Source organism: Muricauda brasiliensis, assembly GCF_003057865.1.
Lineage (GTDB): Bacteria > Bacteroidota > Bacteroidia > Flavobacteriales > Flavobacteriaceae > Flagellimonas > Flagellimonas chongwuensis.
The window spans coordinates 681,453-707,464 of sequence record NZ_QBTW01000011.1 but is presented as its reverse complement, the minus strand read 5'-3'; the positions used below and the strand labels follow the sequence as shown (position 1 = coordinate 707,464).

Annotated in this window: 21 protein-coding genes; 10 read left to right on the top strand and 11 right to left on the bottom strand. The window is 41.1% G+C overall.

The features are described 5' to 3' along the window. Positions 1-52 precede the first annotated feature (52 nt). From DCK90_RS09100 to DCK90_RS09090, 3 genes are all read left to right on the top strand, one after another. Positions 53-1,375 (top strand): M16 family metallopeptidase, encoded by a 1,323-nt coding sequence (locus DCK90_RS09100; protein ID WP_108245860.1) that lies wholly within the window; start codon positions 53-55, stop codon positions 1,373-1,375. Position 1,376: 1 nt separating this feature from the next. Further along, entirely contained in the window at positions 1,377-3,449 is a 2,073-nt protein-coding gene (locus DCK90_RS09095; protein WP_108245859.1) for a M16 family metallopeptidase, read from the top strand. 148 nt (positions 3,450-3,597) lie between these two features. Continuing rightward, on the top strand, positions 3,598-4,032 hold the full coding sequence (locus DCK90_RS09090; RefSeq protein ID WP_108245858.1) for a hypothetical protein: 435 nt from the start codon (positions 3,598-3,600) through the stop codon (positions 4,030-4,032). On the opposite strand, the gene gldD is transcribed toward DCK90_RS09090, so the two are convergent. From gldD to mutY, 4 genes are read right to left on the bottom strand one after another with little or no spacing between them, the layout of a single operon-like run. Beyond that, positions 4,033-4,590, bottom strand: coding sequence for a gliding motility lipoprotein GldD (gldD, locus tag DCK90_RS09085; RefSeq protein WP_108245857.1), 558 nt, complete (start codon positions 4,588-4,590; stop codon positions 4,033-4,035). Continuing rightward, complete coding sequence (locus DCK90_RS09080; protein ID WP_108245856.1) at positions 4,580-5,890, bottom strand: gliding motility-associated protein GldE; 1,311 nt, start codon at positions 5,888-5,890, stop codon at positions 4,580-4,582. Before DCK90_RS09080 ends, gldD begins: the two co-directional genes overlap by 11 nt. A 26-nt stretch (positions 5,891-5,916) precedes the next feature. Continuing rightward, positions 5,917-6,384 (bottom strand): single-stranded DNA-binding protein, encoded by a 468-nt coding sequence (locus DCK90_RS09075; RefSeq protein WP_108245855.1) that lies wholly within the window; start codon positions 6,382-6,384, stop codon positions 5,917-5,919. Positions 6,385-6,408: 24 nt separating this feature from the next. Beyond that, positions 6,409-7,446 (bottom strand): A/G-specific adenine glycosylase, encoded by a 1,038-nt coding sequence (mutY, locus tag DCK90_RS09070; RefSeq protein ID WP_108245854.1) that lies wholly within the window; start codon positions 7,444-7,446, stop codon positions 6,409-6,411. A 124-nt stretch (positions 7,447-7,570) separates the two neighbouring features. On the opposite strand from mutY, the gene DCK90_RS09065 reads away from it, so the two are divergent. From DCK90_RS09065 to DCK90_RS09055, 3 genes are all read left to right on the top strand, one after another. Beyond that, a complete protein-coding gene (locus DCK90_RS09065) occupies positions 7,571-7,861 on the top strand; it encodes an HU family DNA-binding protein (RefSeq protein ID WP_014032385.1) in 291 nt (96 codons plus the stop codon). Between the two features lie 271 nt (positions 7,862-8,132). Beyond that, positions 8,133-9,683, top strand: coding sequence for an Rne/Rng family ribonuclease (locus tag DCK90_RS09060; protein WP_108245853.1), 1,551 nt, complete (start codon positions 8,133-8,135; stop codon positions 9,681-9,683). A gap of 54 nt (positions 9,684-9,737) precedes the next feature. Beyond that, positions 9,738-10,211: a regulatory protein RecX gene (locus tag DCK90_RS09055; protein ID WP_108245852.1), complete on the top strand. Its 474-nt coding sequence runs from the start codon at positions 9,738-9,740 to the stop codon at positions 10,209-10,211. Between the two features lies 1 nt (position 10,212). Here DCK90_RS09055 and DCK90_RS09050 read toward each other — a convergent pair whose 3' ends face one another. Together DCK90_RS09050 and DCK90_RS09045 are read right to left on the bottom strand one after the other, a co-directional pair. Next, complete coding sequence (locus DCK90_RS09050; RefSeq protein WP_108245851.1) at positions 10,213-11,082, bottom strand: cupin-like domain-containing protein; 870 nt, start codon at positions 11,080-11,082, stop codon at positions 10,213-10,215. A gap of 137 nt (positions 11,083-11,219) precedes the next feature. Beyond that, positions 11,220-13,052 (bottom strand): TonB-dependent receptor plug domain-containing protein, encoded by a 1,833-nt coding sequence (locus DCK90_RS09045; protein WP_108245850.1) that lies wholly within the window; start codon positions 13,050-13,052, stop codon positions 11,220-11,222. A gap of 95 nt (positions 13,053-13,147) precedes the next feature. Between DCK90_RS09045 and DCK90_RS09040 the strand changes: the two genes are divergently transcribed. Next, on the top strand, positions 13,148-14,644 hold the full coding sequence (locus DCK90_RS09040; protein ID WP_108245849.1) for an aminotransferase-like domain-containing protein: 1,497 nt from the start codon (positions 13,148-13,150) through the stop codon (positions 14,642-14,644). Between the two features lie 61 nt (positions 14,645-14,705). Then, the gene (locus DCK90_RS09035) at positions 14,706-16,181 is read left to right on the top strand and encodes an ArnT family glycosyltransferase (protein WP_234414692.1); all 1,476 of its coding nucleotides are present in this window, start codon (positions 14,706-14,708) and stop codon (positions 16,179-16,181) included. Positions 16,182-16,199: 18 nt separating this feature from the next. On the opposite strand, the gene DCK90_RS09030 is transcribed toward DCK90_RS09035, so the two are convergent. Further along, positions 16,200-16,586 (bottom strand): putative signal transducing protein, encoded by a 387-nt coding sequence (locus DCK90_RS09030; protein ID WP_108245952.1) that lies wholly within the window; start codon positions 16,584-16,586, stop codon positions 16,200-16,202. Positions 16,587-16,699: 113 nt separating this feature from the next. On the opposite strand from DCK90_RS09030, the gene DCK90_RS09025 reads away from it, so the two are divergent. Further along, the gene (locus tag DCK90_RS09025; protein WP_108245847.1) at positions 16,700-18,496 is read left to right on the top strand and encodes a M61 family metallopeptidase; all 1,797 of its coding nucleotides are present in this window, start codon (positions 16,700-16,702) and stop codon (positions 18,494-18,496) included. Next, positions 18,497-19,030, top strand: a complete 534-nt coding sequence (locus tag DCK90_RS09020) for a GNAT family N-acetyltransferase (protein WP_108245846.1) — start codon at positions 18,497-18,499, stop codon at positions 19,028-19,030. Positions 19,031-19,082: 52 nt separating this feature from the next. Here DCK90_RS09020 and DCK90_RS09015 read toward each other — a convergent pair whose 3' ends face one another. From DCK90_RS09015 to glmS, 4 genes are all read right to left on the bottom strand, one after another. After that, entirely contained in the window at positions 19,083-19,361 is a 279-nt protein-coding gene (locus DCK90_RS09015; protein ID WP_108245845.1) for a F0F1 ATP synthase subunit epsilon, read from the bottom strand. A gap of 89 nt (positions 19,362-19,450) precedes the next feature. Then, positions 19,451-20,959 carry a F0F1 ATP synthase subunit beta gene (atpD, locus tag DCK90_RS09010; protein WP_108245844.1) on the bottom strand — a complete coding sequence of 503 codons (1,509 nt, stop codon included), beginning with the start codon at positions 20,957-20,959 and terminating at the stop codon, positions 19,451-19,453. A gap of 162 nt (positions 20,960-21,121) precedes the next feature. Next, positions 21,122-23,881: a TonB-dependent receptor gene (locus tag DCK90_RS09005; protein WP_108245843.1), complete on the bottom strand. Its 2,760-nt coding sequence runs from the start codon at positions 23,879-23,881 to the stop codon at positions 21,122-21,124. A gap of 209 nt (positions 23,882-24,090) precedes the next feature. Then, complete coding sequence (glmS, locus tag DCK90_RS09000) at positions 24,091-25,938, bottom strand: glutamine--fructose-6-phosphate transaminase (isomerizing) (RefSeq protein ID WP_108245842.1); 1,848 nt, start codon at positions 25,936-25,938, stop codon at positions 24,091-24,093. Positions 25,939-26,012: the final 74 nt, after the last annotated feature.

Sequence of the window (26,012 nt, the reverse complement as noted above, 5' to 3'; positions counted from 1 at the left end):
AAATCGATACCAACCTCTTAGCAACATCAATTTTTAAATACTGACTATTAAAATGAAAAAACATTTGTTTACTGCATCTGCCATGCTCTTTGCAGCAACTAGCCTTTTTGCACAAGAGGTGGTTTTTGAAGAGTATGACCTGGACAACGGGCTCCATGTGATTTTGCATCAAGACAACGGTGCTCCAGTGGTGACCACATCGGTTATGTACCATGTGGGATCTAAAGACGAAGACCCGGACAAAACGGGTTTTGCACACTTTTTTGAACACCTGCTCTTCGAGGGCACCAAAAACATTGAGCGAGGCCAGTGGGACCAAATAACCGCGGCCAACGGAGGGAGAAACAATGCCAACACCTTTTTGGATCGCACGTATTATTATGAGGTTTTCCCTTCCAATAGTTTGGAAGTTGGACTTTGGTTGGAGTCTGAACGTTTGATGCACCCGATTATCGGGCAAGTTGGCGTAGACACCCAAAAAGAAGTGGTGCAAGAAGAAAGAAGACTCAGGACGGACAATGCCCCCTACGGTGCATTTTTTGAGCAAATCTTGAAAAACCTCTACACAAAGCACCCTTATAGATGGGGAGTAATCGGTTCTTTAGATCATTTGGCAAGCGCCACTTTGGAGGACTTCAAAAAATTCAACCAAACCTATTATGTTCCCAACAATGGAGTTTTGGTCGTAGCGGGTGATTTTGAAACCGCAAAAACCAAAAAAATGATCAAAGATTATTTTGGCCCCATTCCAAGGGGAGCCGAAATAAAGAGACCCAATATCAAGGAAGACCCTATCACCGAGACAAAGTTTGCCAAATATTACGACCCGAACATTCAAATCCCGGCCATTCTATTGGCTTACAGAACGCCCGGACAAGGACAACGGGATGCCTATGTGATCAACATGATTTCTGCCTATTTAAGTGATGGCGAAAGTTCCAAACTTTATAAGAAATTGGTTGACGAGAAAAAAATGGCACTTCAAATACTTTCTGTTCCCATTGATGCCGAAGATTACAGCTCGTACATTGTTGGTGGTCTTCCTGTAGGAGACAATTCCATTCAGGATATCAAAAAAGAAATCGATGAAGAGATTTTGAAGCTTCAAATGGAATTGATTTCCGAAAAAGATTATCAAAAACTTCAAAACAAGTTCGAAAATCAATTTGTGAATGCCAACAGCAGCGTTGAAGGCATTGCAAATTCCTTGGCAGAAAACTATATGCTAAAGGATGACACGAACCTCATCAATACCGAAATAGATATCTACCGCTCCATTACCCGTGAGGAAATCATGGAAGTGGCCAAAAAATATTTGAAGGTGAACCAGCGTATTGAGCTGGAATACCTTCCAGAACAAAAAGACGCTAATTAAGATGAAAAAGTATTTAGTTTTAGCTGCGCTGTCATTGTTCATGACAGCCACATACGCACAAATAGATAGAAGCACGCCCCCTGAACCAGGGCCTGCACCAAAAATAAATTTAAAGGAACCTGCCCGTTTTGAGCTTAAGAACGGCTTGAAGGTACTCGTAGTGGAAAATCACAAGTTGCCACGGGTCCGAATCCAGCTGTCCATAGACAACCCACCTATTTTGGAGGGGGACAAAGCAGGAGTTTCCGCCTTGACGGGAAGCATGCTCGGCAAAGGATCCAAAAACATCCCAAAAGACGAGTTTTATGAAGAAGTGGATTTTTTAGGAGCCAATATTTACATCGGTGAGCAAAGCGCCTTTGCAAGTTCCTTATCCAAATATTTTCCAAGGGTTCTTGAGTTAATGGCAGATGCCGCAATCAACCCAGACTTTCTCCAAGAAGAGTTTGAAAAGGAAAAGGAGAAAGTGATTACCGGAATCAAATCGGAAGAAAAGGATGTTTCTGCGATAGCCGATAGAGTTCAAGCAGCTTTAGCTTATGGAAAAAATCATCCCTATGGCGAATTTATGACCGAGGAAACGGTAAACAATGTTTCACTAATGGATGTGGAGCAGTTTTACCGCTCCTATTTTGTTCCTGCCAATGCCTACCTAGTGGTTATTGGCGATGTAGAGTTTGATACCGTAAAAGAACTTGTCACAGAAGCATTTACCCCATGGACCAAAGCCGTACCGCCATCCCTCAGCTATTCGGACCCACAAGACGTCCAGTACACACAAATCAACTTTGTTGATGTTCCGAACGCTGTTCAATCCGAAGTTGCCGTGGAAAACATCACAAATTTAAAAATGAAGGACGAAGACTATTTGGACGCTCTTTTGGCCAATAGAATATTGGGCGGTGGATCACAAGCCCGTCTGTTTAAAAATTTAAGGGAGGACAAGGGGTATACCTATGGTTCGTATTCTGGTATCCGTGCCAACAAATTCAGTCCAATGCGATTCAACGCCTATGCCCAAGTTAGAAACGCAGTTACCGATAGTTCTGTAGTCGAGATTTTGAAAGAAATCGATCAAATGACCTCCGAACCGGTATCCGATGAGGAATTGGCCAATGCCAAGGCCAAATATGCCGGTAGTTTTGTAATGGCTTTGGAAAAACCTGAAACAGTTGCTGAATACGCATTGAACATTGAAACAGAAGACCTTCCCAAAGATTTTTACGAAACGTATTTGGAGCGTTTGGATGCCATCTCCAAAGAAGATGTGCTCAATGCTTCCAAAAAATACTTTTCGACCTCCAATGCCCGTGTAGTGGTCATCGGAAAAGGAACAGATGTACTGGAAAATTTGGAGAAAGTGAATTTTAACGGAAAAGCCGTTCCTGTTCTTTATTACGATAAGTACGCCAACAAAACAGACAAACCGGAGTATGGCGCTGAAATTCCAGATGGAATCGATGCCAACGCGGTTTTGAAGAATTACATTGAGGCCATCGGCGGAAAAGCCAAATTGGATGCCGTGGAATCGTATTCTATGATGGCAGAAGCCGAAATGCAAGGCATGAAATTGGAGCTTGAAATGAAGAAAACAACACAAGACCAATTCATGCAAAACATAAAAGTGCAGGGCAACTCTATGCAGAAACAGGTTTTGGATGGTGACTCCGGATATATGATAATGCAGGGTCAACGCAAAGACCTTTCCGCTGAAGAAGTGGCAAAAATCAAAGAAGAATCAGCTGCATTCCCTGAGCTAAATTATTTGGCCGCAGGCGATGTTACCCTTGAAGGGGTAGAGCAAGTTGATGACAAAAAAGCCTACAAACTCAAAATTAGCGATGGAAAAACCGCTTTTTATGACATGGAAACAGGTCTAAAAGTACAGGAAATCGTTACCCAAGAAGTGCAAGGACAACAAATGACAAGTACCATCGGTTACGGAGACTACCAAGAAGTTTCCGGCATCAAGTTTCCTTTTAAGTTGATGCAAAGCATGGGACCACAGAACATGGAGTTTATTGTAAAAGAAATCAAGGTGAACGAAGGCGTTGAAGCTTCAGACTTTAAATAATCAAAACTCTTAATAACGTAAAAAGGTGCTCCTCTCGAGCGCCTTTTTTATTTATGACCCACTCAATAATTATCGATTAATCCATATTAAACATTTATTATCCGATGTTGTTTGGTATATCACTATTTTTGTAATCAAATAAAAATCCATGAAAAAAGTATTTCCCTTCCTAATATCTGCCGTTTTTCTATTGAGTTTTTCCTGTAAGCAAGAGAAAAAAGCCACTGAAGAACAAACCCAAATGAAAGAGGTTATGGCCATCCACGACGAGGTGATGCCGAAAATGAGCACGATAGGCAAATTGGTCGGAGAGCTTAAGCCAAAAGTAGATTCCACCGAAATGGGCCAAAAATATGAAGTGGCCATGAAAGACCTTCAAGATGCCAACACCGCAATGATGGATTGGATGAAAGATTTTGGCGACCGGTTCAATTATGAAGAAATCATTGACGGCAAAGAACTTTCCGAAGAAAAAAAGCAATGGTTGGATGAAGAGGAAGAAAAGGTAAAAGTGGTCAAGGAAAAAATTAACGGCAGCATAGAGCGCGCCGAAGCACTTCTTGCCAAGGACACCGTTCAATAGTTAATTTTTCCAACGCAGACTTTCCATGATCCTCCGAATATCGTTCTGAAGGTACATCGCCGCAGGCAGAATGGAATCGTAATTAGGTTTGGCATAGAAATACAAAGAACCCGTCACAAAGTAATTGATGCTATCCGTTACATAAAACTGGGATTGTGATGCGGCGTTTCCGCTTACTTCGTAGAACATGCCATACACTCCATCTTCTTCGTTTAAAAAAGGTTGTTCCACAATGTTATCCGCTTTCACCACATGTTCGTAGGATAGTTTCTGAGCATCCACGAGCAAGGTATCCAAGTTTCCTTGAACGGGTTTATAGGTCAAATAAATGGACCCGTTCATCATAGGATAATCAAGTACCATGGAACAATCTTTGTTTTCCTTAATGTCCGAAAGGGTGTTCTTATCAAAAGTATATACACAATCTGGGCCGGATTCCACATATTCAGCCGTAGGATAATCCAATCGCAACATGGCCTTGGGTTTTGGCAAGACTTCTTCTTTACAGCCCATAAAAAGCATGGTTACAACTACGAAAAATAAAATCTTATGCTTCATGTGGCAAGGTTACTTTTATGCGTTTCAATCTCTTTTTGTCCATGCTTTCCACCACAAAAGTGTAATTGTTGAACAATACCTTCTCTGCTAGCTTCGGGAAGCTTCCTGAAATTTCCAATACAAATCCGGCTATGGTCTCGGATTCTCCCTTTTTGCTCTCGAACTCGTCTTCCTGTTCAATTTTTACCACACGGTAAAAATCCTTTAAAGCTGTTTTGCCATCAAACACATAGTTGTAGTCGTCCAATTTGGAAAACACGAGGTCCTCATCATCAAATTCATCGCTGATATCCCCAACGATTTCTTCAATAATGTCTTCCAATGTTACAATTCCGGATGTTCCTCCGTATTCATCCACCACAACGGCCAAGTGGTTCTTCTTGTCCTGAAACTCCAACAACAGGTCATCCAACTTTTTGTTTTCGGGAACAAAATAAGGTTCTCGGATGAGCGACATCCAGTTAAAGGTTTTTCTATCAATATAAGGCAACAGGTCCTTCACATAAAGAACGCCCAAAACATTGTCCATATTCTCCGAAAACACGGGAATTCTGGAATAACCGTTCTTCTTAATCTCCTGTAGCACCTCGGAAAACTTCATTTTTTCGTTTACGGCGAAAATATCTATCCGAGGTCGCATAACTTGTTTGGTATCCGTATTCCCAAAGGTTACGATACCTTCCAAAATTTTTTGCTCCTCTTTGGTCGTATCTCCTTCAGAGGCCAGTTCCAAAGCTTGGGAAAGATGGTTAATACTCAAGTTGGATTTTTTCTTGCCCAATTTATCCTCCATAAACAAGGTAACAGAGCGCATTGGCGCACTCAATGGCGTAAAAATATAGCTGAGTACCTTTAAGGGCACGGCTATAAATTGCGAAAACTGTACTCGGTTACGATTGGCGTATATTTTGGGAAGAATTTCCCCAAACATCAATATTAGGAAGGTAGCAGTTACCACTTCCAACAAAAAACGCAAGGTTCCATCGATTTCGGCAAAAATGGTATTGCCAATGGAACTGAAAAGCAGTACAATTCCGATATTAATGGCGTTGTTGGTAATTAGAATAGTGGCCAGCAGCTTTTTTGGCTTCTCCAATAACTCCACGATCATTTTTCCACGGGATGAGTTGCTTTCTTGCATTTCGTTCAAGTCGGTCTGCGATAGACCAAAAAGGGCTACTTCAGCAGCCGAAATCAAAGCAGAGCAGGCCAAAAGAAGTATAAGTACAACTATCTTTAAAGTGAATATTCCACTGTTAGTGGACAAGTAAAATGCCAAACTATGGGGCTCGGGATCCAATTTAGTATTGCTTTAGTCTTTTTATTTTAGAATGGCAGGTCATCCTCTTCTTCCGTATTATCGATTGGTGCGGCTGAACCTTGATTATTACTGGGCTCATGGTAATTGGAAGAGGACGAACCTGAATCGGATGATTGCGCATTGGCCATACTTTCCTTTTTGGTGGTTAAAAAAGTAAAGTCCTGCACATGTACCTCGGTAGTATATCTTGTATTGCCATCCTCACCTTGCCATTGCCTGTTTTTTAAGCGGCCCTCTACATAAACCTTATCACCTTTGCTCAGGTATTTTTCACAAATTTCCGCTCCTTTGTTTCGCACTACAATGTTGTGCCAATCCGTATTCGTGACCCTTTCTCCGGTTTGCCTATTGGTATAGGTTTCGTTGGTGGCCAAAGGGAACCTGCCAATACAGTTTCCGCCCTCAAAATAGTGCATTTTTACTTCGTCTCCCAAATGCCCGATCAGCATTACTTTGTTCAATGTTCCGCTCATATCTCTCTTAATTAATCAAAAGTACTAAATTTTCAATGTCTTGATAAAATCTGCTATCAAAACTGGTACGGGAAAACCTCCAATTTCCTCCCAAGGTGTTCCTTCCTTTAATATATCAGAAGTTTTTAAGATCCAAAATTGAGTGTACAAATGTTGGTGTGACAGTTTGTGCACGACGGGTTCATTATTATATAATGATATGGATTCTGTCTGTGGGACCGTATCTTTTTTGTGGATCAAGGGCCTCAATTCTTCGGCCTGAAGCATTTTCTCCGATTCCACTAATGGAAACTGGTACAAATTCTGCCAAATACCTTTTCCTGTGCGTTGCTCCAAAATAGTGTTGCGATCATCATCCAACAGTACCAAATAATTAAAGTAACGGTTCCTTACTTTGGTCTTGTTCAACTTTATTGGGAGTTGGTCCACTTTGTTCTCTTTCAACGCCACACAGCTCTCCTGTAACGGACACAACAAACAATAAGGTTTTTTTGGCGCACATTGGATTGCACCGAACTCCATAATCCCTTGATTGTAATCCCGGATATTCTCTGCATCCATTACCTCGCGGGCCAATTCCTTAAAACATTTAATGCCCTGAGTGGTATTAATAGGTAGATCCACGCCAAAATATCGGGACAAAACACGGTACACATTACCGTCCACTACGGGTTCTGGGACATCAAAACAGAAAGATGCTATGGCACTTGCCGTATAGTCCCCCACTCCTTTCAATGATTTTAATCCATTATATGTATCGGGAAATTTCCCGTTGAAATCTTCAACCACCATTTTCGCCGTAGCGTGCAAATTACGGGCACGTGAATAGTACCCTAACCCTTGCCACAGCTTAAGCACCTGTTCCTCAGGCGCAATGGCGAGTTCATGTACGGTGGGAAAAGCTTTCACAAAGCTATAATAATAGGGCATTCCCTGAGCAACACGGGTCTGTTGGAGAATAATTTCCGATAGCCAAACTTTGTATGGATCGCGCGTTTGTCTCCAAGGAAGATCGCGTTGATGTTCATGGTACCAATTCAGTATTTTTGGGGCAAAAGTCATGTAAGAAAGTAATAAAGCTCAAATGTATCAGTTTATATACTTAAAATTAAAGGGTTAAAGGGAAAGATTAATTATAATGTTTATATTTGCAAGCCGAAAAAAATTAGAAAATTAATAATACAAAATGACGAAAGCAGATATTGTAACTAGGATCTCGGAGAAACTAGGTATTGAAAAAGGAGATGTGCAAGCGACAGTGGAATCCTTTATGGAAGAAGTAAAATCATCCTTGGAGAATGGTGATAATGTTTATTTAAGAGGTTTTGGTAGCTTTATCATCAAGACCAGAGCGGAAAAAACAGGTAGAAACATCTCTAAGAACACTACCATCAAAATTCCAGCACACAATATTCCTGCATTCAAGCCAGCCAAAGTTTTTGTGGAAGGCGTAAAGACCAATGTACAAGTAAAATAATATAATTAACAACACTAAAGCAAGAGCATATGCCGAGTGGAAAGAAAAGAAAAAGACATAAGGTAGCGACGCACAAGCGTAAGAAGCGTAGAAGAGCTAACCGACACAAGAAAAAGTAGTTGTTTCAACTACTTTTTCGTTTTATCCTATCACGTTCTTTGACATAGAGATTCAAGAAACGAATTTCAATCGGTCCGAAAAATGGCCGATTCCATATATTGTTTAATCATTTATCCCAAAATTCATGTGGGATAAATAAAAATCGATTCAGGTGAATAGAGAATTAATCGTAAGATCTACGCCAGAAGCAGTCGATTTTGCCTTACTAAAGGATGGAAAATTAGTAGAATTACACAAAGAAGAAGACAACAACAACTTTTCCGTAGGGGACATCTTCCTAGCCAAGATAAGAAAACCCGTTACAGGCCTAAATGCAGCATTTGTCAATGTAGGTTATGAAAAAGATGCGTTCCTGCATTACCATGACCTGGGCCCGCAACTGTCTTCCATGTTGAAATTCATTAAAAAAGCTAGAACAGGGAAACTCAAAGATTATTCCCTTAGAAATTTTCCATTTGAAAAAGACATTGACAAGAATGGCAGCATCAACGATGTGTTGAAAGCCAATCAGTCATTACTGGTACAAATAGTAAAAGAACCCATATCAACTAAGGGACCAAGAATTAGCTCGGAGCTTTCCATAGCAGGGCGTTACTTGGTAATGGTTCCTTTTTCCGACAGGGTCTCGGTATCCCAAAAAATAGCGAGCAAAGAGGAGAAGGACAGACTTATCAGACTCGTAAAGAGCATTAAGCCCAAGGGATTTGGTGTAATCATACGTACCGTTGCAGAAGGCAAAAAAGTTGCTGAACTGGACAAAGATCTACAGAACTTGTTTTCCAAATGGACAAACATGTGCAAGAAATTGCAAAAAGCGCCCCATCCATCCAAAGTATTGGTGGAGTTGAACAGGGCATCATCCATCCTTAGGGATGTATTCAACGATTCTTTTACAGGAATCCATATTGATGAAGAAACACTGTACAACCAGATCAAGGATTATTTGCACGAGATTGCACCACAAAAAGAATCCATTGTCAGGTTGTACTCGGGTCCCGCACCGATTTTTGAAAAATTCGGGATAGAACGTCAAATTAAGACATCGTTCGGCCGAACAGCATCCATGAGCCGAGGGGCTTATCTTGTAATCGAGCATACCGAAGCTTTGCACGTTATTGATGTAAACAGTGGTAACCGTTCCAACAAGGCAAAAAACCAAGAAGATACCGCTCTAGAAGTAAACCTCTTGGCCGCAACAGAAATTGCAAGACAATTACGTTTGCGCGATATGGGAGGTATTATTGTAGTGGATTTTATCGATATGACCAAAGGTGACCACAGACGCAAGTTGTTTGACCACCTGCGCGACGAAATGAAGGACGACCGGGCCAAACATAAGATTTTGCCCCCAAGTAAATTTGGACTTGTACAAATTACAAGACAAAGGGTCCGTCCGGAAATGAATATCAAAACCAGTGAGGAAAACCCGAACCTTTCGGGTGCCGAAGTAGAAGCGCCGATTGTTTTGATCGATAAGATTCAAGTAGATTTGGAGCGTATCCTTAAGCGAAACCAAAAAATAAATGGACTTGTATTGAACATACATCCATTTATTGCGGCTTACCTTACCAAAGGATTTCCTTCAATTCGTTCCAAATGGTTTAAAACCCATAAAAAATGGGTTAAAATACAACCTAGGGACGCATACAAATACCTTGAATATAGTTTTAAGGACAAAGACGGTAAGAAAATCCAAATATAATCAGAAGCGACTCCAGAAATGGGGTCGCTTTTTTGTTTTATGTACTTTTGACATATGAATCATACCAAAGCCTACACCTTGGACGAAGCTACCAAAAAGATGGAAAGCTACTGCGCTTACCAAGAGCGCTGCCATAAGGAGGTAATGGAAAAATTAAAAGGCATGAACATGATTCCGGTGGCCATAGACCAAATAATGGGCCATTTGATACAAGAAAACTACCTCAACGAAGAGCGTTTTGCCAAAGCCTTTGCCCGTGGAAAGTTCAACATTAAAAAATGGGGAGCCAACAGAATCGTCAGGGAATTGAAGTTTAGGGAAATCTCTTTATACAACATCAAAAGTGCATTGGCTGAAATACAGAATGAAGATTACCTGAAAACTTTTGATGAACTCGCCAAAAAGCGATTAGATCAAATAACGGAAAAGAACCCCCTCAAGAAAAAAAAGAAACTTGCCGACTATTTACTTTACCGAGGCTGGGAAAGTCATTTGGTTTACGAAAAAGTGAGCGAACTCATCAAATAAATCAATCCTGCAACAATAGTTTCTGAGTCCGTTCAATGGCTTTTTCATTCTTCCAGTCAATCCATTGTTGTCCTTTGAGTTTGCGCATGAAGTTGTCAAAATGTCGCATTATAAAAATGTTGTAAATGGCCTTGCTGAGATTTTTTGGTTTACGAGCAATTGCCCTCAAACTCATAGAAAAACCTGGTGTAATATACTTCATATGGTGCCAATACCCTTCGGGAATATATAGCACATTCCCGTGTTCCAAATGCGTAATGTGCCCCTTGGCATGTTGGAGTGCAGGCCACTTCTCCAAATCAGGGTCTGCAAAATCGATATCCTCACGCGTAATCAAAGAATGTGGAATCTTATATAAGAATTTGGTTTCGTCCTGAGAAAAAAGAATACATTGCTTTTTCCCTTCAAAATGAAAATGGAAAATATTGGCCAAATCAATGTCATAATGCATAAAAGTATACGAGTCCTCACCACCAAAAAATAGCATGGGCAAACCTTTCATAAGCCGAAGACCAAAATCTGGAAAAGAATAGTCCTTTTGAAGCTCGGGAACTTCTTTTAAGATATTCCAAAGAAAAATACGGTATTTTGTTGGCCCGCTTTTGAGTAAGTCCACATAATCGGCCATCTTCATTTTGGCATGTGGCTCGTTGAAACCTTCATCGTGCTTTACGGGGCGGTCATCATACAAGGGAACCTCCTTATCCCCGGCAACTTCCTTTACATAGTCCAGGTTCCACTTGGAATAAGCAGGCCAATCCTCAATAAAGCGTTCGATTACAACAGGCTTTTGGGGCTTGAAATATTTTTGGATAAACTCCTTTTTGGAAAGGGTCTTCTCCCGAGGTATCTGTTCAAGGTTCAGCTTCAAAATTTCAAGGAGTTTGAAATCGCTAAATTACTAAAACGTTTTTAAATGTTTACTAGGTCTATTTCATGGAAACCTATTTACCCTTCTCTTTGGCCGCTTGATTAGATTTGACCTTATGCAGGAATCCGCTTTTGCTCCTATTTAAAACTGTATCGCAAACCAAATAGAACATTGCTTGGCGGCATAGGTATAAAACCAGACTCTATGTAATCTGCATCGAAAATATTACTTGCAGTAAGGGTAAATTCCGCCAGTTTTACTTTAACAGCCAATGATGCATCCCAAACATTATAGGTTTGTCCTGTAGTACGCTCTGCATACTTATAAATTATATTCTGACGTATATTTTTAAACAATTGCGTGCTTAAGCGCGTGGTGTATTGGTGTTTTAGCGTGTTTAAAGAGTAACGGGACAATTCTTCGTTTTGGTCTAAAATATTGTCATCCAAAAACGCATAGCCAACACTTAAAGTTTGCGTAAAGTCTTTGAACTTAAAATTATACATAGCATCCAACTCCAAACCTTTGGTATTTACTTCCGTAATGTTTGTTGCTACAAATACATCTTCAGAAACATCGTTTCTAATAAAATCGATTAGATTATCCGCGTCTCTATTAAAAACGGCTACGCTGGCATTAAATTTAGGCGTGGTGTACTTTAAACCCAATTCTTGTGCAAAAGCTTCTTCTGGCTCCAAATTTTCGTTACCACTGGTTACAGGGTCGTTATAGAACAAATCCGTATACGTTGGTATACGGTAGGTATAGCCAATATTACCATATACTTTAAACGTATTGGTAAGGCTATAACCTATATCCAATCCAGGAAATGCTCTAAACTTAAAGTCGGAAAAATAAGTTAGTGCCACACCTGGGGTAATATCCAACTTGTTGTCCGCAATGCTAAAACGATGTTCCAAAAACACATTCGACATAAAACGGTTTCGGCTACCTAGGTTATTACTTCTTAGGTAGATTTTGGAAAACTCTACTCCAAATCCTGTAATTCCCAATTTAGAAGCATAAGACGCATTGGTCTCTACCCCAACCTTATTAGAAATATGCATATTCCTGTAAAAACTTGGTTCGTTTCTTCTCAAGAGGAACAAGTCTTGATTACGTTTCCAATAAATTCTTGGTTGAATTTTCAGTTTGTTGTTCTTAAAAGTGGTAGAAACCGCCAAAAGACTATTTTGGGTTTCTTCGTACTCATGAAACGTGGGGTTAGTGGTATAAAAATTCTCGGCGCCAAAATTACGCTCCAAGAAAGTTGCTGTCATTTCTATAGGCTGGGCGTTTTTATTAAAAACACTCTTTAAATAGTAATTGCCATTATCGTAATCTGAGTTATTTCTATACCCCTCAGATGTCATCCTTCCCACATGTATTATATGAGTCGAGTTTTCGGTATCCACGCCAGCAGTTGCACTGCCGTTCAATTGTCCAAAGGAACCCGCTTCCACATTTAAGGAAACAGAATTATCCAAATTCTTCTTGGTTATGATATTAATGGCCCCAGCAAAGGCATTTTGCCCAAAAACCCGCGCTGCCGGACCTTTTATAATTTCAATTCTTTCTATTACCTCTATGGGCAAAGCTGCGTTCATGGTATGGTGACCCGTTTGCGCATCGTCCATTTTAACGCCATCTATCAATAATAAGGTTTGGTCAAAACCACCCCCCCTTATATACAAATCCGCTTGGCTACCACCAGTTCCGCGTCTTCTTATATCCACACCCGCAACTTGTTGTAACAAATCTGCCACATTTACGGCAGCACTGTTTTTAATATCAATGGAAGTGATGATATTAATTGTTCTTGAATTTTCCTTGAAAGGAAGGTTAATTCGGTTTGCGGTCACCACAACTTCGCTTAGCGAATCCACCTTTACGGCAGCATCGTCCTCTTGCGCTTTTACTTGAAAAGCACCGACCAGTAAAATCGCAAATAATAAGATTGATTTCTTCATTATGTAAGCTTGTAAGGTAAGTTTTTAAGTCAATTAATTATATGCCGCAAAAGTCCTAACTTTCCGGACGATTAAACTAGTCCAGTTTTAAAACAATGAATAGTCCGGTTTTTGATTTATTGGTCCAAATTACATCTATAGACAAGTCCATTGTTCAGCCTGCATATGTGCAGGTGGCACAACAAATCATGAACGCCATTCAACGTGGTTATCTGGAAAAAGGCAGTAAGTTGCCCGGAACACGTGCCTTAAGCAAGTTGTTGAACGTTCATCGCAATACAGCTGTGGCTATCTATGATGAATTGGCCTCGCAAGGTTGGGTAGACATCATACCCAACAAGGGAACTTTTGTGATAGTTCCAGAAGATTCCAAATCAAAAATCAAAGCGACCACACAGCATATCAACCAGGTTTACGAGTATCCAAAAATTCCAGGATTCCCGTTCCAACAATCCTTTAATCTAGCATCGACCAAAGTGGAGATTACCGCCAAATATTCCATAAATGATGGTAAGCCCGATTTAAGATTACATCCCGTGCACCAATTTTCTAGGTGGTATAGCGCTGCAATGAAACGAAAGTCATTAATCAACAAATGGAATAAAACCAGTGCCTTGATTCCTTCGATTTTTAGTACGCAACTTTGCAACTACTTAAATGTCACTAGGGGCTTCCATATAAAACCAACCAATTTATTGAATACCCGTAGTACGGAAATGAGCCTGTATATTGTTTCGCAGGTATTGATAAATCCAGGCGATTTGGTGCTGGTTGGACAACTAAGTAATTATGTGGCCAACATGATATTTCAACAAGCTGGGGCAAAAATCAAAACAGTTCCTGTAGATGAGGAGGGATTGGATATTGGGTATATAAAAAAGCATTTTATACATGAGCCCATTCGTTGTATCTATGTTTGCTCCAACAGAGACTATCCAACAACCACAACGTTAAGCACCAAAAGAAGATTGCAATTATTGGAATTGGCCAAAACCCATGGTATAGCCATTATTGAGGATGATTTTGACCATGATTTTCAGTTTGAAGGGTCTTCCATGTTACCCATGGCAAGTGCAGATGCAAATGGTAACATAATTTACTTGGGCAAACTGGGACAATCATTATTTCCAAGTTTTCATACAGGGTTTGTCGTGGCGCCAGAACAGGTAATCACCGAAGCCAAAAATTATTTGCAATTATTGGACACCCAAGGAGACCTGATACAGGAACAAATGCTTTCTGAACTGATATCCGAAGGCGAAATATACCGTCTCAAGAAAAAAAATATAGTAACCTACAAAAAACGTAGAGATACTTTAGGCACTTTATTAAAAGAACATTTTGACAATGTAATTGATTGGCAAATACCCTCTGGTGGACTTGCCATGTGGTTACGGTTTAAAAATCCGATATCCTTGGTACAACTAGCCGAAGAAGCTGAAAAATTGGATTTGTTCATGCCAAAAACCATTCTTTATCAAGATAAAAATATCTGCGCCATACGTTTCGGTTATGGACATTTAAACCAAGATGAACTAAAAATCGTAATTGAAAAGCTAAAGCAAGCGTACCTAAAGTTGGTAGCTGTTTAACCATTCAAATTTATCTATATTGCAAATATGATAACTAACGACCAAAAAGCTGAATGCCGCCGTGTTTAAAAAATTACGTTTTCTGAGGTATCAAGATTTGGACTGGAAAATGGTCTTGCTTATTTTGGTCATTGTTTCTGTCTTTGTAAGATTTCCGTTCTTTTTTAGGGATTATGTGGATCGCGATGAGAGCACTTTCATCCTCATGGGACAATCTTGGGTGAACGGACATTTGCCTTACACTCAATTGTGGGATTTAAAACCTCCTATTACGTTTCTGTATTTTGCCATCATCATCAAAATTTTTGGGAAAAGCTTTTTTGCCATTCGGTTGTTTGGAGCGGTAATGGTGGCCCTCACCAGTTTATTTACGTATGGTGTCGCAATAAAAATCACTACAAAAAAAGTGGCATTCTGGACGGCTATCTTCTGTGTATTTTTCCAGAGCCTGTTTGGCAGTTTACAGGGTGTAATGTCCGAACATATTTGCACCTTCTTTTTTGTAGCGGCCCTATATCTTTTGGTTTATCAAAACGATGCGAAGTGGTTCTTTACCTCTGGACTGTTGTTGGGCTTGTCCGTGATGACGAAGTTGAACATGGCCTATCCTGTTTTCTGTTTGGGACTCTACTTTTTGTGGGAAGGATTTTATGGAAATCATGCATGGAAAAACATTAAAAACTTAGTGTTTATGGGCACAGGTTTTTTTGTGACCATTGCATGCACAGCAATTCCGTATTACTTTCAAGGAGACACTCAAGTTTGGTGGAAGTCCGTTTTTGAGGCACCCTTGGCCTATTCCGAAGGGAGGTTCCACTCACCTTGGAGAACATTGCCCTACGTGGGCACCATTATACTGCTGTTGGGCTCAGGATTCTATTTAAAACTTATCGATTGGAAATCAAAAAACATACAATTGTTGACCATTGTCGTCATAGGGATTCTAATCTCCTACGTACAATCGGGCAAAGTGAATGGCCACTACCTCATCCAACTCTATCCATTTATATTGATTCCTTTGGGCATGGCAGTTGCCAAACTCCCGCCCATTCAAAAAAAATACCGTGCTGTAATCGCTGTCCTTCTCATATTGGTTCCCATGGAATCCTATTTGGAATATGGCAATGTCATCTCCAACAAAATAAAAAAGAGTTCTTTTTACAATGGTGAGGGCATTGATGTACCCAGATACATTATAGACCATAATCTTAAAACCGAACATATCTTTTTTACCGAGTACCACATCGGTTATTGGATCTTGGATGAAACCCCTCCCACCAAACCAGCTACGCATCCTAGCAACATTACTCGCGAAGAGCTATTTCCCTATATGAACAATCCGCGAAAATCTGGGGTCGAAGAACTCAAATATATTATGGAAGTGATTCGGCCAAAAACTTTGGTGGCCAGAAAGGGCAAAAAAATCTTTGACAAAAAATTACTAGGTTACAACAACTATATTGATGAGTACCTGGAAAATCATTACCAATTAGAGGCCACCGTGGGCAGAGGCCTTATCTACCAACGGTTAAAATAATCCCAGTTATAACTAAAATCATTTAGCGGGTCTGGTAATAAAATTGCACTGCATGCACCTGTACTTGGTGGATTCAAAAAATGGAAATAGCTTAAAAAACAAATTCTTTCTCGAATAGTAGATTTCGGAACGACTTGCCTTGCAATTCGGGCATATGATGGGATTTCCAAAATCGTCCGTGGCGTAACTTCTGACCTCATCAAAAATCTGCTTGGCCCTTTCCATATCCGAAGAATAGACCTGAAGCCTAACACCTCCCATGGCATTGCTCACCATTGAATAGGAGTTTATCGTATTCTCATCCTTTAAGAATACTGGGATTCCTTCTGCTTCGAGCTTCCCTTTAATGACCACGGCATCCGCAGGAAACTCAAATGTACCCAAAGTGTGAAACTCCTTTTTCATGTGGTTAAATAATTCATCAGCAATTGCAAAATTCGTCATATTTCCTCATAACACAAATGTAGCACTTACGGTGATTAAACAGTATCTTAGTCGTTCTTAAACCTATTCCAAAAATGAAATTTATCTTTTCCTTTTTAGCACTATTCACAGGGTTGCTTAGTACTGGCCAGACCAATACTTATCAAATTTCTTTTGATAATGCCGTTCATCACGAAGCGGTTATAGAAGCCACCTTTCCTAATTTGACCGATGATATCGTTGAATTCCGAATGAGCAGAACGTCCCCTGGACGTTACGCGCTTCACGAATTTGCCAAAAACGTATATGGTTTCGAAGCTACGGACAGTAAAGGAAACACATTGACGGTTACCAGGCCCAACCCTTATGCTTGGCATGTCAGCGGACATGATGGAACCATCAACATCAAATATATTTTGTTTGCCAATCGCGGTGGCGGCACCTACTCTCAAGTGGATGAAACACATGCCCATTTGAATATTCCCGCAACTTTTATGTTTTCGCCCGAACTCAGTGAACGCAAACTTGAAGTGACATTCAATGTACGCGAAGATTTGGATTGGAAAGTGGCCACGCAGCTTCCTTTGGTCTCGGGCACTACCTATTCGGCTCCGAACCTCTATTATTTTATGGACAGCCCTACGGAAATCAGCAACTACATGCTTCGTTCTTTTGGGGTGGACGGAAAGACCATCAATCTTGCACTCCATCATAATGGAACCGAAGCAGAGGCCGATGAATATTTTGAAAAAGTAAAAAAAGTTGTTCTTGCTGAAAAAGAGGTTTACGGAGAGCTTCCCGAGTTTGATTATGGCAATTACACTTTCTTGGCCTGCTATATTCCCAATGCCTCCGGTGATGGTATGGAGCACCGTAATTCCACCATTTTAACCAGTACCCGTAGTTTGGCAGACGGCGGAATGGAACGTAATATCGGGACAGTATCACACGAGTTTTTCCATGCGTGGAACGTGGAGCGCATCCGCCCTAAAACTTTGGAGCCTTTTGACTTTGAAGAAGCCAATATGAGCGGGGCACTATGGTTTGCCGAGGGGTTTACAAGCTATTACACGGGTTTGATTTTGTGTAGGGCCGGACTTGAATCTCCTAAAGAATACGTAGAAGGGTTGGCAGGAACCTTCAATTACGTTTGGAACTCTCCAGCCCGCCAATTTTTTAATCCGATTGAAATGAGTTTTCAAGCGCCTTTTGTGGATGCCGCTACTTCTGTTGACCCTGTGAACCGAGAAAATATGTTCATCTCTTACTATTCCTACGGAAGTGTATTGGGTCTTGCGTTGGATTTGTCGCTAAGAGAGAAAGCTTTAAACCTTGACGATTATATGAAGCTCGTTTGGGAAAAATATGGTAAAACGGAAATTCCATATACCATCCAAAACCTTCATGATGCCTTAAACGAATACGCTGGCAAATCTTTTGGAGACAATTTCTTCAATAGTTACATCTACAAAAGTGAAATGCCCGACTATAAAAAACTCATGGAATCCGTTGGTGTTGTGTTGGAACAACTGGAAGCATCACCATATTTTGGGGCCTACGTCTCCATGGGAGCTGACGATTCGGGGTATGCGGTACGTAGAAACACTTCCATTGGAAGTCCGGCATACGAAGCTGGTCTTGACAATGGTGATATTATTCTGAGCATTAACGACAAACCTGTTACGACAGGTCAATCTTTTGAAGATTATCTGGCTCAATTTAATTTAGGCGAACCTGTAGAGGTTAAATTTTCTAGATACGGAATTGAGAAAACAACGGAAATGGTCCTGACACCTAGCCCAGATTACACGTTTAGTTTGATGGAGGATAAGGAAGCAAAACCATCCAAAAAGATGCTAGAGCAACGAAAAGAATGGCTTAAGGTGGAATAAATGGTCATTTACAAACAAGCGGTCTCTTTGAAGGAACTGGAACAGATTCTAGAACTTCAGCAGCGAAATTTACCTAAAAACATAAGCGAAGACGAAAGCACAAAAGAGGGTTTCGTGACCGTGGAACACACCTTGGATGTACTGCAAGCCATGAATGAGGTGTGCGGACACATTATTGCCGTGGATGATAATAAGGTGGTAGGTTACGCCTTGTGCATGCACCCAAGATTCGGTAACGATATTGAAGTACTTCGCCCCATGTTTCAAGAAATCGATAAAGTACTTGAGAGAAAGGTCAACTATATGGCCATGGGGCAGATTTGTATAGCGAAAACCCATCGAGGACAAGGTATTTTTCGAAAGCTGTATCAAACCATGAAGGAGAAACTGCCCAAGGGTTTTGATACCATAATCACCGAAGTGGATGGCAAAAACAAACGGTCTTTGGTGGCGCATACGGCTATAGGTTTTAACACCTTGACCATATACAATTCAAATGGAAAAGAATGGCATGTGTTATCATCTTATAAATAAAAAAGCCGCTCCAAAAGGAGCGGCTTTTTTATTGTGAATCTATTCATTTACCCTAGTCGGCCAAAACAATCACTTTATTGTCTTTCATTTCGACCGTGCCGCTTGAAATGTTCAAGATAGTTTCGCCATTGCTTCCTTTGGAAAATTTATCCGCAAAGGCTTCATCAATGGTGATATTACCTTTCACTTTTACTTTTCCAGCTTGCAAAAGAGACACGATTGCTGCGTGGTTCTCCAGCATCTGAAATTCTCCATCCACTCCAGGTACGGTAACCGAGGTTACCTCGCCTGAGAATAAAGTGGCTTCGGGTGATACTATTTCTAAATACATATTTATTAGTATTGAGATATTAGATATGAGTAGTGAGATGTGCGTAGTTGAGATTTCTAACTACTCAATACTAGCATCTCAAATCTTTTTTATGCTTCCGCCAACATTTTTTCTCCAGCCTCGATAGCTTCCTCGATGGTTCCTTTAAGGTTAAAGGCAGATTCTGGTAGGTGATCTAATTCACCGTTCATAATCATGTTAAATCCTTTGATGGTCTCTTTAATATCCACCAACACCCCTGGAATACCGGTAAACTGCTCAGCTACATGGAAAGGCTGAGACAAGAAACGTTGTACACGTCTAGCTCTACCTACGGCCAACTTATCTTCTTCAGAAAGTTCTTCCATACCCAAGATGGCAATAATATCCTGAAGCTCTTTATAACGTTGCAACAACTCTTTTACCCGTTGTGCACAATCGTAGTGCTCTTTACCCAAAATATCCGGAGTCAAAATCCTGGACGTTGAATCCAAAGGATCCACAGCAGGATAGATACCCAACTCGGCAATTTTACGTGAAAGTACGGTTGTAGCATCCAAGTGAGCAAATGTTGTCGCTGGTGCTGGATCCGTCAAGTCATCCGCAGGAACGTAAACCGCCTGTACGGATGTAATGGAACCTCTTTTTGTTGATGTAATCCTTTCCTGCATGGCACCCATCTCTGTTGCCAATGTTGGCTGGTAACCTACCGCAGATGGCATACGACCTAAAAGTGCGGATACCTCTGAACCTGCTTGGGTAAAACGGAAAATGTTATCTACGAAGAAAAGAACGTCTTTTCCTTGACCTTCTCCTGATCCATCACGGAAGTACTCAGCAATGGTCAAACCGGACAATGCCACACGAGCACGTGCTCCTGGTGGTTCGTTCATCTGACCGAACACGAAGGTAGCTTTGGACTCCTTCATTGCTTTTTTATCCACTTTGGACAAATCCCATCCTCCTTCTTCCATGGAGTGCAAGAAATCGTCACCGTATTTTATAATACCGGACTCCAACATCTCACGAAGCAAATCGTTTCCTTCACGAGTACGCTCTCCAACACCTGCGAACACGGACAAACCTCCGTGACCTTTTGCAATGTTGTTGATCAGCTCCTGAATCAATACGGTTTTACCTACCCCGGCACCACCGAACAATCCAATTTTACCACCTTTTGCATAAGGCTCGATTAGGTCGATTACTTTGATACCTGTAAAAAGCACCTCAGTGGAAGTGGAAAGGTCTTCGAATTTGGGTGCTTCCCTGTGAATTGGAAGTCCATTGTCTCCAGTTTTAGGCAGTTCCTCCAAACCATCGATAGCATCACCGATCACATTGAAAAGACGTCCGTAAACATCTTCACCGATTGGCATTTGAATTGGATTACCGGTAGCTACTACTTCAACTCCTCTACTCAATCCATCGGTAGAGTCCATAGAAATGGTTCTTACTGTATTCTCACCAATGTGTGATTGTACTTCCAAAACCAATCTTGAGCCATCAGCTTTTGCAATTTCAAGGGAGTCATAAATTCTTGGGATCTCTACCCCTGATTCAAACTCAACATCAATGACCGGGCCTATAATTTGGGCAACCTTACCTGTTACTTTAGACATTAGTATGTTTATTTATAATTGAATACGCGGAAAATAACCGCTATTTTTTCGGCTGCAAAGATATGCTTTTACATTTTTATTCAGAAACCGATTTCAGCTTTTTTTTAAAGAAAAAAGGCGTTAGAAATTCCAACGCCTTTAGTTTTGCTTTTTTACTGTCAATTAAGGATTTATGGTCCAAGATAAATAGTAAATCGAACCTATGAACCCTGTACCGATGGCAGTGTAGTACTCATCGCCCAACAGGTTAGATCCTCCCAGTTTGAAAATAGACTTTATGGATGGTACGGAGTAATTGACCTGAGCATCCAAAACGGTATAGGCAGGAATATCTCCATCTGCGAAGGAAGCTTCCCAGTAGTAGCTATCGCTCCATCTGTAGTTTACATTAAAACCAAAGTTTTTGAAAAGTGCCGCATTACCAAAGGATGCCTTTACCTTGTGCTTTGGTGTGTTAAAATTGGTCCTAAGGTCAGGATACCTGCCCTCATCAATATCCAACTCGGCAAAGGTATAGTTTACACCCAGATCAAAGTTTCCAAGTTTGGTGTCCACACCGACGGTAGCACCATAAGAATTGATATCTGCTTCGGAGTTGGTATAGGTTTGATAGACTTGAAAATCCCCATTCTGCAAAGCTAGCAAGGAAAGACCTCCGTCTCCTGCTTCACCGTAGAATGGAACCGCAGTGGTTGTATTCGCCAAAAAGTTGGAATAACTGTTGTAATATCCACTTAAATCAATAGTAAATTTACCCACTTGACCTCTATATCCGGCCTCAAAAGCGGTAATTTCTTCAGGTTGCACCAATGGTGTGTTTACCACTTCCGGTGTTCCGGCCTGCAAAGAACTAGTTGAATAAGCATTCTCGTAAGCATCTCGACCAACAAGCTCTACCGTGGATTGACCAATAAGGGCTTGACCCTGTGCACTTACCTCAAAAGTACGTACATCCCTATCCAAGTTGGCCGGCGCGGACCCTACCAAGATAGCACGTCCTGCATTAAGTCCGATGAACAAATCTTGGGTGGTCGGGTTTCTAAAACCTTGTTGCACAGAAACCCTAAGGTTATGGTTTCTTTCCTCGCCCAAGGTATAGGCAAGTGAAACTCTTGGTGATAGGAAACCATCAAAAAACTCGTTTTTATCGTAACGGGCAGAACCGGTAAACTTTAACCGATCATCCAAAAACTTTTTCTGTACTTGAAGGTAGGCACCGTACTCATTGTATTTGATGGGGCCGTCGATATCGGTAAAAATGGTTCCTTGGGAATTCAATTCATATTCCCTGAACGATCCACCGATTTGAATATCGGCCCAATCATCAATCAAATGGGCGATGTTATAATTACCGTTTACGTGACGGAATTTGGTCTTATCAATAAATTTGGCTCCAGTAGTCAAGTCCCCATTATTGATTACAGTATTGAACGCACTTTCAAACGCTGGAGTACCAGGAATCAATCTGCCTTGGTCGGCCGCCTGCCTACCTGTAATGTGGGCTTGTGCAGAGGCTTCCTCCGGGGTCAGGCCTGCTCCTTGAATACTCCCTAGGTATGTTGGTATATATGCTCCGGCATAATCGGTAAACCATTGTGTATCGGATTTCCATGCTCGGTTTACGTTGATAGCTGCAAAACGTGTATCGTAGGCGTCTCCTGAATTTTCAGAAACAATGTATCCTCTTAAAAAGAAATTGTCGTTTTTGATTTCCAGTCTATGCTGCTGCATCGTAAATCCTGCTACGGCATAGCGGTTGGCTCCTTGATAAATAGTGGTACCTCTACCTATTCTACTGTTCAGAATCACTTCTAAATCATCGGCGAAGGGCCTGATGTGGACAGCGAAATCTGCTTTTACACTCTCTGCATTATAATTTGCCAAATCGGCTTCATCATAACCTGTTCTGGAAATAGTGGCTGAACCGACTGTTCCAGATGGGAATCCCGCAGCTGCATCAAAATCCAACGTTGTAGAAACCTCATCACCATATACGTTCAATCCATCGTAAGCGGGATTGGAGCGGTCAGCTCCGGGATTGTTCAAATCCACTCGGCTATTGGCATGCCAATCTTCACCTGTCAAAACGGAAAGGTTGGCTTTAACAGCAACCTTATCGCTAAATGCGTGTGCCGCTCTTACACCAAAATCTTTATAGAAATTGCTCCCGGCAGCATCTTGAGTAGTTACCCCACCTTTGGCATAGGCGCTAATACCTTGAAAATCGAATGGGTTTTTGCTTGTCATGAACAAGATACCGTTAAATGCACCCGCACCGTACAATGCAGAAGATGCACCAGGTAATATCTCAACGCTCTGCACATCCAGTTCGGACATCCCCACCAAGTTACCCAAGACAAAGTTAAGACCGGGGGCGGTGTTGTCCATCCCATCTACCAATTGCAGGAACCTGTTGTTGGCAAATGTGGCAAAACCCCTTGTGTTGATGGACTGGAACGTTAAACTGTTCGTGTTTATATCCACTCCCTTTAAATTTTGAAGCCCACCATAAAAGGATTCTGCGGTGGTATTCTTGATTTCCCTGAGTCCAAATCGCTCCACCGATACAGGGGATTCAAAAATACGCTCGGGCGTCCGTGATGCAGAAATTACAATCTCGTCCAACATGGTGTTGGCCTCCGAGAGGGTAATAGTGAGCGTTTGGTTGTTTGATGTAACATTTGTTATAAAATCCGAGAAGCCAATACTTGAGAATTGAAGTCTAAACGGAGGGACTTCGTCCGTATTAAAAGTAAAATTTCCATCAAAGTCCGTAGTGGTTCCTTCCGCTTTCCCTACCAGCAATACATTAGCTCCCGGTATGGGCTCATTATTTTCATCAACTACCTTTCCCTGTACGGTGGTTTGACCATAGGACGCCAAACCCAGCAGCATTAGGGAAACAAACATAAGTTTTTTCATTTGCTATGGATTAGAGTTAATTTAGTTTTTGTGCGTGTTAAGTATCAATCGGGAAGATACATTTTTTTTTATTCCGATGATACAAATTTGAAAAAAATTATGCATGCATAATACTTTTTTGGCAAAAAATCCTATTCAAATATACGTATTCAGCAAAAAAGGCACTGTTTCCAGCGCCTTTTCAATCCAATATATATGTTTTGTAAGTCTTACTCGACAGTCACCGATTTTGCCAAGTTTCTTGGTTGATCCACATTGCACCCTCTCATTACAGCTATATGGTATGATAGTAATTGCAATGGTATGGTGGTCAGAAGCGGAGACAGACTTTCCGATGTTTCCGGGACTTCAATTACGTGGTCTGCCAATTCTTTTACAGTTTGATCGCCTTCTGTAACAATAGCAATAATCTTACCTTTTCTAGATTTGATTTCTTGAATGTTACTGACCACTTTTTCGTAGTGGCCTTTCTTTGTAGCAATCACCACAACCGGCATTTGCTCATCGATAAGGGCAATTGGACCATGCTTCATTTCAGCCGCAGGATACCCTTCGGCGTGGATATAGCTAATTTCCTTCAACTTTAAAGCTCCTTCCAGTGCTACAGGGAAGTTGTAGCCCCTACCCAAATACAAGCAGTTCGCTGAATCCTTATATGTTTCTGAAATTTCTTCAACCAATGGATTGGACAACAGTGCTTTTTCTACCTTAGTGGGTACTGCCTCCAATTCTGCCAAATATTCGTGGTATTTGGATTGGGACAATGTTCCCTTTTCTTGCGCCAATTTCAAAGCAATCAAAGTCAATACTGTAATCTGGGTAGTAAACGCCTTGGTGGAAGCCACACCTATTTCCGGTCCAGCATGCGTGTAGGCCCCTGCATGGGTCTCCCTTGCTATAGATGAACCCACCACATTACAAACTCCAAAAACAAACGCTCCTTTTTCCTTTGCCAATTTAATCGCTGCCAAAGTATCTGCGGTTTCACCGGATTGAGAAATGGCTATCAAAACATCCTTTTCGGTTATTACTGGGTTACGGTACCTGAATTCCGAAGCATATTCTACCTCTACCGGTATCCGCGCCATGTCCTCAAAAATATACTCCGCAACCAAACCTGCATGCCAAGAGGTACCACAAGCAACTATTATAATCCTATTGGCATTTAGGAATTTTTCCAAGTTTTGGTCTATCCCTGCCATTTTAACAATTCCCTTGTCCGCTAAAAGACGTCCCCTGTATGTATCTTGGATAGCTTTGGGCTGCTCATAGATTTCTTTGAGCATAAAATGGTCGTAACCACCTTTTTCTATCTCTTCCAGGTTAAGCTGGAGCTCCAAAATGTTCGGATAGGCGATGGCATCGTCCTTGATCTTACGCATTTTGATTTCCTTGCCTATTCTTATAATGGCCATCTCCTCATCTTCGAGATAAACGGCATTGTTGGTAAACTCTATAAAGGGAGAGGCATCAGAGGCAATAAAATATTCATTTTCCCCAATTCCGATTGCGAGTGGGCTACCCAATTTGGCAACTACGATTTCATCCGGTTTATTTTTATCAAACACTGCAATGGCGTATGCCCCGACCACTTGGTTCAATGCAATTTGTACGGCTTTTCCAAGTTTTACCCCTTCTTTGTTCTTAACTTCCTCTATCAAATTTACAAGCACCTCGGTATCCGTATCGGACTCAAAAGTGTATCCCCTTTTAATCAATGCCTGCTTTATGGATTCATAATTTTCGATGATTCCATTGTGAATAATCACCAAGTCACCTGAATTTGAGTAATGCGGGTGGGAGTTTACATCGTTTGGCACACCATGGGTTGCCCATCTTGTATGGCCAAGCCCCAATTTACCATTGGTAGGGATAGTGGCTTCGGCCTTGGTTTTTAAATCCTCGACCTTTCCTTTTGTTTTGGCCAAATGAATGTTTTTTCCATCGAACAAGGTCACCCCGGCACTATCGTACCCTCGATATTCGAGTCTTTGCAAGCCTTTAATGATTACCGGATAGGCGTCTCTATGTCCGATATAACCAACTATTCCACACATAAGATTTTTTTTAAGTTAATAACCATTTGGGGGTTAGTCATCAAAATTAAAAGGTTTGGCTTAAAATGTCAGGT

Bases quoted from the DNA above. Each gene is read 5' to 3' on its own strand.
- DCK90_RS09045 (WP_108245850.1), bottom strand. From the start codon at position 13,052: ATGAAGAAATCAATCTTATTATTTGCGATTTTACTGGTCGGTGCTTTT.
- mutY (WP_108245854.1), bottom strand. From the start codon at position 7,446: ATGACTTTTGCCCCAAAAATACTGAATTGGTACCATGAACATCAACGC.
- DCK90_RS09040 (WP_108245849.1), top strand. From the start codon at position 13,148: ATGAATAGTCCGGTTTTTGATTTATTGGTCCAAATTACATCTATAGAC.
- DCK90_RS09005 (WP_108245843.1), bottom strand. From the start codon at position 23,881: ATGAAAAAACTTATGTTTGTTTCCCTAATGCTGCTGGGTTTGGCGTCC.
- DCK90_RS09095 (WP_108245859.1), top strand. From the start codon at position 1,377: ATGAAAAAGTATTTAGTTTTAGCTGCGCTGTCATTGTTCATGACAGCC.
- DCK90_RS09100 (WP_108245860.1), top strand. From the start codon at position 53: ATGAAAAAACATTTGTTTACTGCATCTGCCATGCTCTTTGCAGCAACT.
- DCK90_RS09025 (WP_108245847.1), top strand. From the start codon at position 16,700: ATGAAATTTATCTTTTCCTTTTTAGCACTATTCACAGGGTTGCTTAGT.
- DCK90_RS09065 (WP_014032385.1), top strand. From the start codon at position 7,571: ATGACGAAAGCAGATATTGTAACTAGGATCTCGGAGAAACTAGGTATT.
- glmS (WP_108245842.1), bottom strand. From the start codon at position 25,938: ATGTGTGGAATAGTTGGTTATATCGGACATAGAGACGCCTATCCGGTA.
- DCK90_RS09090 (WP_108245858.1), top strand. From the start codon at position 3,598: ATGAAAAAAGTATTTCCCTTCCTAATATCTGCCGTTTTTCTATTGAGT.
- gldD (WP_108245857.1), bottom strand. From the start codon at position 4,590: ATGAAGCATAAGATTTTATTTTTCGTAGTTGTAACCATGCTTTTTATG.
- DCK90_RS09075 (WP_108245855.1), bottom strand. From the start codon at position 6,384: ATGAGCGGAACATTGAACAAAGTAATGCTGATCGGGCATTTGGGAGAC.
- DCK90_RS09055 (WP_108245852.1), top strand. From the start codon at position 9,738: ATGAATCATACCAAAGCCTACACCTTGGACGAAGCTACCAAAAAGATG.
- atpD (WP_108245844.1), bottom strand. From the start codon at position 20,959: ATGTCTAAAGTAACAGGTAAGGTTGCCCAAATTATAGGCCCGGTCATT.
- DCK90_RS09020 (WP_108245846.1), top strand. From the start codon at position 18,497: ATGGTCATTTACAAACAAGCGGTCTCTTTGAAGGAACTGGAACAGATT.
- DCK90_RS09030 (WP_108245952.1), bottom strand. From the start codon at position 16,586: ATGAAAAAGGAGTTTCACACTTTGGGTACATTTGAGTTTCCTGCGGAT.
- DCK90_RS09015 (WP_108245845.1), bottom strand. From the start codon at position 19,361: ATGTATTTAGAAATAGTATCACCCGAAGCCACTTTATTCTCAGGCGAG.